The organism is Emergencia sp. (genome assembly GCF_048465375.1).
Lineage (GTDB): Bacteria > Bacillota > Clostridia > Peptostreptococcales > Anaerovoracaceae > Senimuribacter.
This window is the reverse complement of the sequence record NZ_DBFWLQ010000008.1, coordinates 368,111-382,288: the sequence shown is the minus strand read 5'-3', so window position 1 is coordinate 382,288 and position 14,178 is coordinate 368,111. Positions and strand designations below refer to the sequence as shown.

At 46.4% G+C, this 14,178-nt stretch carries 11 protein-coding genes; 3 read left to right on the top strand and 8 right to left on the bottom strand.

Annotation, left to right across the window (positions count from 1 at the left end; all coding sequences use genetic code 11):
* Positions 1-6: 6 nt before the first annotated feature.
* From ACMQ5W_RS08040 to ACMQ5W_RS08020, 5 genes are all read right to left on the bottom strand, one after another.
* A complete protein-coding gene (locus ACMQ5W_RS08040) occupies positions 7-3,456 on the bottom strand; it encodes an efflux RND transporter permease subunit (RefSeq protein WP_419024717.1) in 3,450 nt (1,149 codons plus the stop codon).
* Complete coding sequence (locus ACMQ5W_RS08035; protein ID WP_419024716.1) at positions 3,449-4,066, bottom strand: TetR/AcrR family transcriptional regulator; 618 nt, start codon at positions 4,064-4,066, stop codon at positions 3,449-3,451. The genes ACMQ5W_RS08040 and ACMQ5W_RS08035 overlap by 8 nt, the downstream gene beginning before the upstream one ends.
* Positions 4,067-4,195: 129 nt before the next feature.
* Positions 4,196-5,338 carry an aminotransferase class V-fold PLP-dependent enzyme gene (locus ACMQ5W_RS08030; RefSeq protein ID WP_419024715.1) on the bottom strand — a complete coding sequence of 381 codons (1,143 nt, stop codon included), beginning with the start codon at positions 5,336-5,338 and terminating at the stop codon, positions 4,196-4,198.
* Positions 5,339-5,556: 218 nt separating this feature from the next.
* Entirely contained in the window at positions 5,557-6,063 is a 507-nt protein-coding gene (locus ACMQ5W_RS08025) for a putative ABC transporter permease (protein WP_419024714.1), read from the bottom strand.
* 5 nt (positions 6,064-6,068) lie between these two features.
* Entirely contained in the window at positions 6,069-6,749 is a 681-nt protein-coding gene (locus tag ACMQ5W_RS08020) for a SanA/YdcF family protein (protein ID WP_419024713.1), read from the bottom strand.
* A gap of 130 nt (positions 6,750-6,879) precedes the next feature.
* Between ACMQ5W_RS08020 and aroF the strand changes: the two genes are divergently transcribed.
* Genes aroF through ACMQ5W_RS08005 form a run of 3 tightly spaced genes read left to right on the top strand, consistent with a single transcriptional unit; the run spans position 6,880 to position 9,101 of the window.
* Positions 6,880-7,698 carry a 3-deoxy-7-phosphoheptulonate synthase gene (gene aroF, locus ACMQ5W_RS08015; RefSeq protein WP_148490395.1) on the top strand — a complete coding sequence of 273 codons (819 nt, stop codon included), beginning with the start codon at positions 6,880-6,882 and terminating at the stop codon, positions 7,696-7,698.
* A complete protein-coding gene (gene aroB, locus ACMQ5W_RS08010; RefSeq protein WP_419024712.1) occupies positions 7,661-8,707 on the top strand; it encodes a 3-dehydroquinate synthase in 1,047 nt (348 codons plus the stop codon). The genes aroF and aroB overlap by 38 nt, the downstream gene beginning before the upstream one ends.
* Before the next feature lie 13 nt (positions 8,708-8,720).
* Positions 8,721-9,101 (top strand): RidA family protein, encoded by a 381-nt coding sequence (locus ACMQ5W_RS08005; protein WP_148490397.1) that lies wholly within the window; start codon positions 8,721-8,723, stop codon positions 9,099-9,101.
* 284 nt (positions 9,102-9,385) lie between these two features.
* On the opposite strand, the gene ACMQ5W_RS08000 is transcribed toward ACMQ5W_RS08005, so the two are convergent.
* From ACMQ5W_RS08000 to ACMQ5W_RS07990, 3 genes are all read right to left on the bottom strand, one after another.
* Positions 9,386-9,994, bottom strand: coding sequence for an ATP-binding cassette domain-containing protein (locus ACMQ5W_RS08000; protein WP_148490398.1), 609 nt, complete (start codon positions 9,992-9,994; stop codon positions 9,386-9,388).
* Entirely contained in the window at positions 9,991-11,964 is a 1,974-nt protein-coding gene (locus ACMQ5W_RS07995; RefSeq protein ID WP_419024711.1) for a DUF1430 domain-containing protein, read from the bottom strand. Before ACMQ5W_RS07995 ends, ACMQ5W_RS08000 begins: the two co-directional genes overlap by 4 nt.
* Before the next feature lie 103 nt (positions 11,965-12,067).
* Positions 12,068-14,068 (bottom strand): hypothetical protein, encoded by a 2,001-nt coding sequence (locus tag ACMQ5W_RS07990; RefSeq protein ID WP_419024710.1) that lies wholly within the window; start codon positions 14,066-14,068, stop codon positions 12,068-12,070.
* Positions 14,069-14,178 lie beyond the last annotated feature (110 nt).

Here is a 14,178-nt window from a genome sequence, read left to right as displayed (position 1 = left end):
TCCAAATTAAATATTACTGATATCCAGATCTTCATCTGAAAGGTGTTTATACTCCTCGCCGTTCATTATATCATAAATGATCGGAACAATATAGAGCGTTAATAAAGTTGCATAAATTAATCCGCCGATGCAGACTAACGCTACTGGCTGCATCATATCTGTGCCGGACGAATTGCCGAAAGCCATGACAATCAGACCGAGTATGGTGGTCAGAGACGTCATCAAAATCGGTCTCATTCTGGTCATCCCTGCCTCTATGATCGCATCTTTCTTGGCAGATCCTGCGGCTCTGAGCTGATTGATATAGTCGACCAAAACGATACCGTTGTTAACGATAATACCCGTCAGCATGACCATACCAATCATGGCAATGACGCTGATTTCTTTACCCGTAATCAGAAGGGCCAGCAGTCCGCCGGTAAATGCCAGCGGTATGGTGAACATGATGATAAATGGTGATTTCAGCGACTGGAATTGAGCTACCATAATCAAGTAGACGAAAACGATGCCCAAAATCAACATCAGGACCAAGTCTCCCATGGCATCCATGATTGTCTCATTTTCACCTGTAAATTCTATAGTTGTACCTTTTGGCAATTCATATTGGTCAATCGCCTTCTCCGCCGCTGATGTCACCTTTGTTACATTGTAACCTTCTTTTAAAGTGCCTGTCACGTTGAGATATCTGCTCTGATTGTCGCGGCCGATGGATTTCAGGGTTTCTTTTTCCTCCAGCTTTGCGATATCGTTCAGTTTGATTCTTTGCTCTTTCCCGTCCGCATCTTTTACGGTCAAAGTAAGGTTTTTCATCTCCTTTGGAGTCAGCGCTTCCTTCTGCTCAGAAGATACCATCACGTCATAATCGTTGTCCTGCCACGTCACCGTCGTTGCCTTATCCTCATAAGTCATCGCATCTACAATCGCCGTATAGACCTGAGCAACTGTCAGTCCTCTCTTCATAGCGGCAGTCTTTTTTACAACAAAGTGATATTCCTTATCGGACTCCTGAATACCGCTCTCTACTTCGTCGATGCCTTTCACCTTTGCAAGCTCAGCACTGATGCCCTTTGCTGCCTTTTGCAGATGATCAAGGTCGGCGCTGTATACATTGATGGAGACGCCGGCTCCTCCGAGTGCTGTAGTAAAGTCTCCCGTAGAAGATCCTGACGCCGTCACGACCCCTTTTAGATCTTTACATGCATCATTGATTTTGTCAGCTACCCAGGTACTCGTATGCTCCATCTCTTCTTTCAGCATGATATAGAAGGAAACAGAGGCCTGTGAGGTGCCGCCGCCCATCATGCCGCCTGTGGATAAAATAGCGCCTACGGTGTCCACATCCTTGATACCTTCCATTTTTTTAATGGCTGTATCAGCTGTTTCTTTTGTCTCCTCCAGACTGCTTCCCTTTGGCATTTCCATTGTCGCCTGAATCTGCGGCGAACTCATCTCCGGCATGAAGATGAAACCGCGCTGCAAGCTAAAATATACACTGCCAACCAAAAGGATCACGGCCAGTACCAAAACCGGTGCCTTATGTTTCAATACATATCTGATTGACTGCTCATACTTTTTCAATACTGCCAGGTAATACTTTCCTTCTGTCTCTTTGGTATTTGCCAGCAGCTTTGACGACATCGCCGGTACAAGAGTCAGCGCGATAATCAGACTAGCAATTAATGTATACGCTACGGTCAGCGCCATATCGCTGAACAGCTGTCTCGTCAATCCGTCAGTAAATATAATCGGTACAAATACGCAGATTGTCGTCAATGTAGAGGCTGTAATCGCCGCACCTACCTGTTTCGCACCTGCTACTGCCGCTTTCGGTGCCGGTACCCCCTGCCTGCGCAGTCTGACCGTGTTTTCAATTACGACTACCGAGTTATCGACCAGCATTCCGACAGATACGGCCAAGCCCGACATAGAAATCAGGTTTATGCTGATACCCGAGAAATACATCAGTAATATAGCAAAGATAATACTGATTGGAATGCTGCACAGAGTAATGATTGTCGGTTTGATGCCTCTGAGGAAGAGGAACAAAATCAAAATTGCAAACAGAGCCCCCCACAATAAGCTGCTGATAATGGAGTTAACGACTAATTTTATATAATCACCCTGATCCATCAGACTCGTAAAGCGCAGTCCGTCATGTTCTTTGCTGAGCTCTGCAAATTTGTCCTGTATGTTTTCGCAGACCTCTGCCGTGGCGTAGTTTGATTGTTTTGAAAAGGACAGGACGACGCCATCTTCTCCATTGATCTTTGCGTAGAGGTTGTCGGCATTGTCACTCATGAATACATCTGCCACGTCCTTTAAATAAATCTTACCGACACTGTCCACGCCTGAGTCAAAGAGAAATAGGTTCTTAGCCTGTACTTCTGTAGAAACATCGTCACCTACGCTGACAAGGTAGTTGGTGCCGCCCTCTTCTACATATCCTGCCGGCATGGAAAAATTCTGCCCCTGCAAAATTCCAGAAATCATTTCGGTGGTAATCTTGTCTCCAATTTTAGCCTGCTCTCTGGCCGTCTGTGCCTGTGAATCAAGCTGCGCCTGTGCAGTTTTCAGTTGTCCCTCTGCTTGAGAAAGCTCCGTTTTAGCGGTCTTAATTTTCCCCTCTGCAGTAGATAACTGTTTCTCTGTTTTGGCAAGCTTCTCTGCCTGTTCCTTGTACTGTTCCTCCGGAAGGAAGGGTTTTCCCTCTTCCAGCTGGGTTTTCGCCTTCTCTAGCTGTGCCTTCCCATCGTCAATTTTCTTCTGTTGATCGTCTAACTGGCTTTTGCCCTGCTGTACTTTTCCCTTCTGAGCGTCCAGCTCACTTTGCGCACTGGCAAGCTGTCCGTTGACGCTGGCGAGAATCTTGTTGTTAATCCTATCTATCTTATCCTGGCTGATGACCACATTGACTTTTTCTTCCAAAATGCCAGAGGTATCGATACTGGCAACTCCAGTCGTGCCCTCCAATTGGTTCATCAAAGTATCGCTGACAAAAGAAGAAAGTTCAGCCCTGTCTTTCCCCTTGTAGTCTACTGCTGCAACACTGACAGGAATCATATTGGGATTGAGCTTCATGATCGTCGGCGTGCCGACAGTATCCTCCCAATTCCCTTCTACTAAATTAATCTTCTGCAAAATATCCGAGGATACTGTATCCATATTGACGCTGTCCTCAAACTCCAGCATCACCATGGAATAGTTAGCATTGGAAACAGACTGTAAGTTCTTAATATCCGTTAACGTCGCCAACCTCTGTTCCAGAGGCTTTGTAACGTTATTTTCTACTTTTTCTGGTGTCGCCCCGGCATATGGGGTCACAACAATCACATATGGCATGTCGATATTCGGAAATAAATCCGGTGTCATCTTCGTGTAGGACACAATTCCTGTAACCAAGATGATAACGACTGCCACAAATACGGTAAACGGCTTCTTAACACTAAATTTAGACATCGATTTTCCCTTTCTCTGTTCCTCGCTTAATCATTTCCAGCTGACCTAAAAATTCTGCTCTTACTCTATCCGCATGACTGATATCGTGCAGGCATTCCGCCGCTGCATTCTTCAATAATAGGAAAAGCAGTCGGGCTAATAAAATCAGTTCACTGTCTTCATCGTTTTTCAGCAGCGTTCTATCTGTTCCCTTCACAAGAATCTCCACAATTTCATTTTGAAGGTTCAAGATAAAGTCCAAAGTGCATTCGTTCTTGTCCGCTTCTCCAATGATATTTTTCATGCCCTGTTGATTTCGCTCGTCTCTGCCGAGGACGATCACGCCGTCCAACACACGGCTGACCGCTGCAAATATATCGCCCTTGCAGACTTGCTGGCTATCTCTAATCCCGTCTTTTAAGACATTTATGTAGTCAGAAAGCATGTACTGAATCAGGTCGTGCTTGTCGTCAAAATACTGATAAAAGCTTCCCCGGGAAATATCCGCTCTCTGTATGATTTTGTTGATAGACATCTCGCTGGCCGGCACGCGTACGATTTCCTCCGAGGCAGCATCGAGAATCCGTTTTTTCTTATCTGCCGGCAGATTATAAAATGTTTCCTTTGGCATATTTCCTCCGTTAATGGCAACTCCATTCAGCTAATTTGGGCGCATCGCGGTACCAAAATGACACCCTGTCACATGCTAATTATTATATGCGACCAAGGTGTCTCCTGTCAATATGATTCAGGTTAGATATCACTGCATCTTTTTACCTATTTTCCATACAGCATCTACTGCTCTATCAATCTCCCTGCGGGTGTTAAACGGTCCGACGCTGAGCCTCACTGCGCCAGTCTCCCAAGTGCCAATGGTCTTGTGTGCCAGACCTGCACAGTGATATCCGCCCCGCACTGCAATGCCGTAATCTCTGTTCAGCAGTGCTGTAACCTCTTCACATTCCACATTTCTGATATTGAACAGACTGATGCCCGTCTTGCCAGCTGGCACAGGCCCATACATATCGACGAAGTTCATATTTCTGATTCTATCGTCAAAACGCTTGATCAGCTCTCTTTCATAAAACTCTATGGTCTGGATACCCACCTTTTCGATGAATCTAGCACTGTATCCCAGCCCGATAATGCCCGGCGCATTGATAGTGCCAGACTCATAACCTTCTGGAAAATCACAAGGCTGCACACGGCTTCTGGATTCTGTACCGGTACCTCCGCAAATCAAAGGTTTGATTTCAATATCCGGCGCTACGTAGAGGGCGCCTGTTCCAAGAGGACCCAGAAGGCCTTTGTGACCTGGAAAAGCCAACATGGATATATTGCATTTTTCTACATCGATGGGCATACAGCCTCCGCATTGCGCTGCATCTAACATAAAGGGAATATTGCATTGTGCGGCAAGCCTGCCAATCTTCTCGACCGGCATGATGGTTCCTGTCACATTGGATGCACCTGTAACTACAATCAGTCTTGTCGTCTCAGTGATGGCAGCACGAATGGCATCTGCAGAGACAAAGCCTTCCTCATCGCCTTTTACGATAGTATGGCTGATTCCCGCATCTTCCAGCTGCTTGAGCGGGCGCAGCACAGAGTTGTGTTCCATAGATGTGGTGACGACATGATCTCCTTCTTTTAAAAATCCCAGAAGACCGGCGTTCAGTGCTTCTGTCGTATTCTTTGTAAAAGTCAGCCGTCCTGGATCCTTAATATTAAAAACCTTAGCAATGCTTTTTCTCGCTTCGTATACTTTTTCTCCCGTTTTCATGGACATATAATGTCCCGATCTGCCGGGATTTCCGCAATAGTTCTGTATGCAGTCCTCCATTTCCGCACTCATGCCTCTGGGTTTTGGAAAAGAAGTTGCGCCGTTATCAAAATATATCATCTGCTTCACCTCGCAAAAAATGGCTGACGCCATTCTGCTAGAGAATCCTAAGTTCCCTTCGGCGCCCGCTTTGCCGGCGGAACCCTCCTTTGGACGGCGAGGGAATTCCCCTCTGCGCACCCTGCTTTTACATTCATAGGAAATTATAAGAACGCAATTTCATATGAATGTAAAACAAAATGGAGAGCCACTGGCCCTCCATTATTTTATTCACTGCTCTATGAAATTGTGCTACGTTTTTTAAATCGCATCATCTTAGAGATCCCTTCGATGAATTGCGATACAAAAAACAGCCAGAAGAGAATTAAGAAAGCAAAGTGTACCCAAGGCGAGATGCTCCTGATCACTGCCGTCAGCAGCGTATTCAGATGGCAGACCAAAATGACACCGCCAGCTCCAAATAGCAGCGGGTGATACCATCGGAATGAAATCAGCTTTCCGCCGCAAAGGCCATTGACACAGCTCATTACCAGGATTTCTAAAATCGTGCCGATTGCCAGTCCTGCTAAAAAGGACATAAAAACCACATGATACATGGTCAGATAATTCATCGAAAACAGAATCAGAAGAGCCCCGATGCCATAAGACGGGCAATACGGCCCCCGGCAGATTCCGCGATTCTCATAGATTCCCTTTGTCAGTGCAGAACTGCAGATTCCTATGCCCCATCCGATGATTGAATAGATGGAGAATAGGAGCAGCAGCTCATATAATTCGTATCCCATTCCCTTTACTCCCCGTGGCTGGAAATGCCGCTGCCGTTAATCGGTATGACTTCCCCACCCAAAATAGATTTTGATTTGATCATAACTTTGAAGACATCCTTTACCCTCGCGAGGACTTCTCTCACCTCTCGGGCAGGTTGTCCCGCATACTTCATCTGATCTGATGCTATGCCCATCACATGAAGACCTAACTTTTCTCCTATGTATAAGGATCTGTACTGATGATAAGTCTGTGTCACGACAATTAAATTGCTGACCTGAAAGATTTTTTTCGCCCTGTACATAGAGTCATAGGTCGAAAATCCCGCATGATCGCAGAAAATATCTTCTTCCGGTACGCCTGCATCCTTCACGTAGTTCAGCATGACATGTATCTCATTGTGTTCCTTGGAACCATTATCCCCCGTGAGGAGAATCTTTGAGGCGACACCTGCCTGGTACAGCATAATACCCGTATCCAGCCGATCTTTCAGCATCGGCGTCGGCGTCTCGTCGTCTTTGATGCCTGCGCCTAGTATCATGATACAGTCTGCACCAAAGTCTTTCATTTTATTTATTTCTGTGTTTAAAAAGGAATCCTTATTTTCGTTGATTGCATAAGCGATCTTGTCCTTTTCCTCGTTGACCACATGATTATTGATCATCATTCCTACGATTCCCATTAAAACTGCAAGAAAGATAATCAAAAATAACAGTCTCCCTAAAAACTTTTTAATCTCTTCCACCCCCGTATACATTTTTGCAAATTGCAGGAAAATATGTTACAATTTGATTATTCGCTAGTGTATAGTATAACATAGAAGGAAATTTTTTGTTATGGAATTATTGGCTTCTCGAAAAAAACATCCGCATGATACGATTGTAAAGGTTGGCAAGGTCTGCTTCGGTGATGGAAGTCTGGCTGCTATCGCCGGACCCTGTACCGTCGAATCAAAAGAACAGCTTTTTACCATTGCTGATGCGGTCAAAGTCTCTGGCGCTGATTTGCTGCGCGGCGGCGCATATAAGCCAAGAACTTCTCCCTATACTTTCCGCGGGCTAGGTCCCGAAGGTCTCTCCTACCTGCTGGAAGCCGGCAAGCGAACCGGTCTTCCCGTGGTATCAGAAATCATGGAGGCCGCAGATATCCCCCTCTTTGATGATATTGACCTGATCCAAGTAGGGGCCAAGAATATGCAGAACTATCCGTTGCTTGAAGCTTTGGGGAAATTGAACAAACCGATTTTATTGAAACGGGGAAGCGGAAATACGATTGAAGAACTGCTGTACAGCGCAGAATATATATTAACTAATGGCAATCCAAACGTCATATTGTGTGAAAGGGGCATCCGCACTTTTGAGCCGATGACTCGCAACACTTTTGATATCAATGCGATTCCCCTTCTCAAAGAACTGACTCATCTGCCGGTTGTGGCAGACCCCAGCCATGGAACGGGAATCTCCTCCATCGTTACGCCAGTTACCCACGCTGCCATCGCCGCAGGCTGTGACGGTATCATGGTAGAAGTGCACAATGATCCGCCGTCCGCTCTGTGTGACGGCCGTCAAGCCGTAGATTTAGACGGCTTTGCCCAATTAATGTTAGGAGCAAGAGAATATGAAAAAATTCGTTGTATCTACAGCAACACCTTATGATATCATAATCGGAAAAGATTTGATTAAAGATGCGGGCGTATACATCAATACCTGCATTCCTCCATGCAAACTTTGTGTGATCACTGACAGTACTGTCAACAATATCTACGCCCAGGTGCTTTTGACTTCACTGATGGAGCACGGATATCAAACTTCCAAAATTGTATTTCCTTCTGGTGAACATTCAAAAAATCTGAACACCTATTCTAATATCTTGGAGGCCCTGGCTGACGAGGGCCTTACCCGATCAGATGCAATTATTGCTCTCGGTGGCGGCGTTGTCGGTGACATGGCAGGCTTTGCTGCTGCTACCTACATGCGCGGCATTCCCTATGTGCAAATTCCAACAACCTATATGTCGGCGATTGACGCGTCCGTCGGCGGAAAAACGGGAATTAACCTACTCTGTGGCAAAAACTTAGCCGGTGCTTTCTGGCAGCCTGCTATGGTGCTTTGTGATTACAAGACATTTGACAGCCTGCCGGCAGTCAAACTGATGGACGGAATCGCAGAAGCCGTCAAAAGTGCTGTCGTCGCAGAGGGTGCCTTGATAGATCGCATCAAAGATAACGACTATGAATACGTCATTGAAAGATGCGTCTCTATAAAGAAGTCGGTCGTCGAAGCTGACGAAAGGGACGTCGGTCTCAGGCAGCTGCTCAACTTCGGTCATACCGTGGGGCACGGCATCGAAAAACTCAGTGCCTTTTCTATTTCTCACGGCCAGGCCGTGGCAAAGGGGATGGTTGTCGAAGCCAGGGCAGCATATAAATCAAATTTAACCAACGTGGATATCAGTGATTCTCTGACAGAAATTCTGACAGAAATGGGATTTGATCTTTCCGTAACTTATGCTGCGGATGAACTTTATCATTATGCGCTGATGGACAAGAAGATATCGGGAGACAAGATTACCATGGTAGTGCCCGAGTCCATAGGAAAATGCAGATTGCAGAAGATTTCTCTCTCGGAGCTGCGTAAGTTTATTGAATACGGTTTAGAAAAATAAAGGAGATATGAAAATGAGAAAAATTGTAGCAACAGAAAAAGCGCCTGCTGCCATCGGACCATACGCACAGGCAAATATTGTAGACGGCCTGATCTTTACATCCGGCCAGGTACCTCTTGACCCTGCCACTGGTCAACTAGTAGAGGGCGGCATCGAAGAGCAGACAAAACAGTCTTTAGAAAACATCAAAGCGATATTGGAAGCGGCCGGTTCTGGTATGGATAAAGTCGTCAAGACGACTTGCTTCCTAACAGATATGGATAACTTCGCAAAGATGAACGAGGTATATGCTGCATACTTTGCAGACGGCGCATATCCTTCCAGATCCGCATTTCAGGTAGGCGCGCTGCCAAAGGGCGCCATGGTGGAAATTGAAGCCATTGCGATGAAATAGGTGAAAGAAACGAATAGAATGAGTGCATAGGAGCGACGCTCCGTTATGCACTCGTTTTTCATATTGTTAAGTAAAGTGATACTTTTCACGAACTACATTTTCAGAAAGATGATTGTAAAGGAATGCTCCTAAGTGAAGGAGATTTTAAAATTGCTCCCACTCTTTCACAGCCAACTGATGCATCTTCGATAATTCTTTGCTATTTTTGTGCAAAAGTGACTTAAGAAATATACTGATCAATAATAGCAGCACATATCTGGACTTTTTACTCTTCAAAAACTTTTTCATAGTTTAATCACCCTCCTCGCCATCTGCCTGATCTGTTCATCATGGGTGACCAGAATGACGGTCTTCCCCCTCTGGTTCAAATCGCATAAGATGTCCATAACCATCTCTGCATTCCTCTTATCCAGCGACCCTGTCGGCTCGTCCGCCAAAATGATATTGCACTTCTTCAGGAACAGGCGAGCCAAAGCGATGCGCTGCTGCTCTCCGCCCGACAGCGTATAAACCTTGCTGTGAAGTTTCTCCTGCAGCCCCACTTTTTCCAGCGCCTCCATGATGCTGAACTCCGTCCGGTTCTGTTTAGATACAATCTCCAGGTTCTGTTCCACTGTCTTGTTTTCAATCAGGGCAAAATTTTGGAAGAGGAACCCGACTTCCGTACGGAAATATTGGAGCCTCTGTCTATTGGTCTTGTATTTGATGCCGTTGATCAATAATTCTCCCCCATCCAGCGGTTCGAGGAGGCCGATGATGTTTAAAAGAGTTGTCTTTCCTGCCCCACTGACACCGGAGAAGCAGACAAACTCGCCGTCTTCAATGACAAAATTAAAACCGTCAAACAAAACCTGGCCGCCGAATCTCTTTGTGATATTCTTCCCCTCGATCATATTCTTTCCCCTTTCAAAATAGATGATATGGTTCTTTTCTCAATCTTCTTTGCCCTCCAGAGGATATACGCCAGTTCCAGGAATAGCAGGAGCAGACCTGCTAAAACCAGCGGCACACCGCCCGGCATTTTTAAAATATTACTTAGGATCAGCGCTGTCAGGATACCGACAAGAGAACTGAGTACAGTAGTTTTTAAAATACGTCTGTTCCTATTCAGCAATGTATAACCGTGAATCTTCTTTAGAGCCATTTCTACTGCGTTGAATTGGTACTCCAGACGAATGATAAACATGATCAGAGCCATCTCCAGAAATAGCAGAATGATGGAGAGAACCAACAGCATCCTCATATTGCGTGACGCCATGTCCCAACTGTGGTTATAGACGTCAAGGACGTTGGATTTGTAGGCATCTTGGGATTCAATCTGAAACTCTTCCATAAATGACTGCCATTCATCAGGTGAAATATGATACATCATGTCATAAGGTTCAAGCCAGTCCGTCTCGTCACCGCTCTCTATTACTTTAGATTGGGTATTATTAAACAAAATAATAGGATCCTTATAAAGTTTCATTTCGTATTCATTATGTCTGTGTATTCCAGTTAATGAAATACCTTCTTCATAAAAAATGATTTCTACTTTCCCAAAGTCTTCCTGGCGAAAAGTTCCCTCCACTAGCGTTAAGGCAAAGTCATATTCTGGCGACTCAATGGAAATATTTGAAGGCACCAGTGCATAGACTTTCCCCTCAGTTTTCTTTTTCAATGCCTCTGCAATTGACGGCCAATGCCGCTTCACTTCTTTCATAGCCGCTTGATTATTTAAAACTGCAGGATAAGTGCTCTGGTAATGCCAGGATACATCCAGGTAACTCAGTGCACGTTGTTGAAATCTCCGATAGAACTCTCGATTTACATCCTCACTATCCTCTATGGATTTACTTCTGCTATCTGTTGTATACCCTATATGGTAATAGCTATAGTCTTTATGCGCCTCAAAGAAATCTTTCTGTTGATAAAGATTGTATGCATCTTTGATGATTACCACATTCCCTGCCAGAATCAGTGTCACAAGCACCGTAGTCACAACCTTCAGCAGATAGCTTGCCTTGAGAAGCCCCCGCCCGTCATGGCCTCCCGCGATGTCTTTCTTATAGTCGATTCGCAGGATTAGTGCATTGAGCAGGACATTAATGGCCAGGAAGGTAACAAAAAGTAAGATAACGAAGGATATTCTGAATTTCACGTTAGAAAATGGCTGCAGAAACTGCGGCAGCAACAGAAATAGTAAAGAAAAGCATGCTGTGTCAGCAAACGCATTTCTTACAAACATTCTTATTAGACTCTCCCCCAATATGATGCGGACCATGGTCTCTTTCTTGTAGTAGAGGATGCTGTAAAGTGTCACCATCAGCATCAGGCCAAAGATGAGTCCCCATACGGACAATAAATTAAGCCAAGTCTCCCGTTCAGATCCTTCTAACTTTGGAAAGCCTCCGCTGTACCGGTCAACCAGATCTGCTTTGAAAGAGCGGATGTCACCATATTTAGACTCATCTCCTACGAAATAGTAAGTGTCAAATTTTGTGACGTTCTTGACATTTTTAAAGGCCTCGCAATGCACTGCAGCCTCCCCAAAAAAGAGGCTTTGATGCTCCCCCTCTTTGATTCCCATGGAGGCCAAATGCTGCAACGCACCTTTTGTTCCGTATATGGTCGTCTCTGTTTCATATGCTGAGTGGATATTTTGATCAACCACAAAGAAATCCACATCGTGTTTTTTACCCGTGTCCACAAAATCTTGAATAATTTTATTATCTGATACCTCCATTGTCGGAATGTCAGTGTAAAAGTTTGCCTGGTAGCAACTATCCTGAAAATTATCAAGATAGAGAATATACAATTCTCCGTTAAACAAAAAGCCGACGGACAGCAGTACAATAAATATCAGTATTTTGATTCTCTTCATAAAATACTCCCCTCTGTCCTAATACACCACATTTACAGGAGAATGTTTCTATTCAAGCAAAAAGCCAAAAGACGAAGCAAACAGCTTCGTCTTTTAGACAAGATTAGTGTTGTGGCACCGAGAAGGAGGCATTGTTGTAAAACCACTCGATACATACAGAAGTCCTCGCGCCGCCCTGTGAAGCGAAGGTCTTTATTTCACACATAGACCATAGCTTTGTATTTGGGTCTTGTTCTCTGATTCGCAGCCAGTGCATTTCCTGTGACTGGCTGTAGACCGTATCATCTAGTACGACTTTAGTCGTGATTTGTGTATTATTCAGAGTCTGTGACTCGATAGATGCCCCATCATAGATACTGGTTCGCCGGATATCTGCTAATACCGGTGACACGGCGTTGGCAGCCTTTACTGAAAGACGTATCGCTGCAGCCGACGCATACTCAACAGTATAAACCAAATTTTGCAGCGGGATGTCAATATAGCTGCCTGATGCTGAAAGATCTACATTATAAGAGTCTACCGCAGATTTTAGGTTTGGACTTGTAATATCCTGGCCTGCCGTCTTAAAGTTCACTTTATAGCTGGTCGGAGTCTCCTCTGCCACAGTAATTTCTGGTGCAGGTCCCGTACCTCCCGTCGGGCCTTGCACACCTTGTGCCCCCGTTGAACCCGTCGGGCCGATGGGCAGAACAAAGTTTAACACAGTTCCCTCTTCTATAGGATTTGCCGTTACGTTTGCTGCTTCTCCACTCTCTACAGTGCCCACATTGACGACTGGCGTTGCCCCTATCGGACCAGTTGCTCCATCTGCTCCCGTATTTCCCGTTGCTCCTGTCGGACCGGTTGGACCGTCTGCTCCATCTGGCCCCGTATTCCCCGTTGCTCCCGTTGGGCCGGTCGCTCCATCTGCTCCCGTATTTCCCGTTGCTCCCGTCGGACCGGTTGCTCCATCTGCTCCCGTATTTCCTGTTGCTCCCGTCGGACCGGTCGGACCGTCTGCTCCATCTGGCCCCGTATTTCCTGTTGCTCCCGTTGGGCCAGTCGTCCCGTCTGCTCCAGTGTATCCTGTCGCTCCCGTCGGACCAGTCGCTCCGTCTGCTCCAGTGTTTCCTGTTGCTCCTGTTGGGCCAGTCGGACCGTCTGCTCCATCTGGCCCCGTATCTCCTGTTGCTCCCGTCGGGCCGGTTACGCCATCTGAACCTGTATTTCCCGTTGCTCCTGTTGGACCGGTCGCTCCAATGATACCTTGCAAGCCCTGTTCGCCCCGTGCTCCTGTTGGGCCAATTGGCAGGACAAAATCCAGCGCCACTCCCGTTTCTGTCGTATTCTCTGTCACAGAGGCGCTATCTCCAGTATTAACGCTTCCAACGGTGATGGTTGGCACGGCTCCCGTTGCTCCTGTCGGACCCTGGGGTACAGTAAAATCGAGGGCAATGCCAGTTTCAGTACTGGTAGAAGTGACAAGGGCTGTACCGTCAACACTTGTGGTCACTGTTTCGACCGCAAGTGTAGGGACCGTACCGGTTGCACCTGCGGCGCCGGTTGGGCCAGTTAAGCCGCGATCCCCTTGAATGCCCTGTTCCCCTTGAGGACCTTGGCAGCCCATTTCACCCTGAAGCCCCTGCGGACCAGTTGCACCCTGCAGACCTTGTTCTCCCTGAGGGCCCTGAAGCCCCTGCGGACCGGCCGGTCCCATGTCTCCAAAATCACCTTTTGGGCCTGCTGGCCCTACATCACCTGGATCTCCCTTTGAGCCAATCGGACCACGTTCACCTTGTATTCCTTGTGGGCCAGGATTTCCTCGTACGCCTTGCGGCCCCATTGCACCGTGATCCCCCTTTGGACCTGCATCACCGCGAACACCCTGTGGACCTTGTGGACCGGTAGGTCCGTACATACCTCTTGGTCCTGCTGGCCCCGGACAGCCCGGATCACCTTTTAGTCCTTGGGGACCCTGTGCACCTCGCTCGCCTCTTGGCCCCTGCGGACCTTGCGGACCAGGGTTTCCCTGAGGACCCTGATAGTACACGGTATCGTCACTATTTTCAGAGACACAGCCGCACGGCGTATTTATGTTGGCAAAATTATTTTTATATGAAATCATTTTTCTTCATTCCTTTCATGCTTTCGGGCAATCTACTGCCCTATTATATAATATGTGTTCCGCACGGTTTTGGCTTTTTAAATAAAAAAGCTGCCGCTGACAGCAAGATA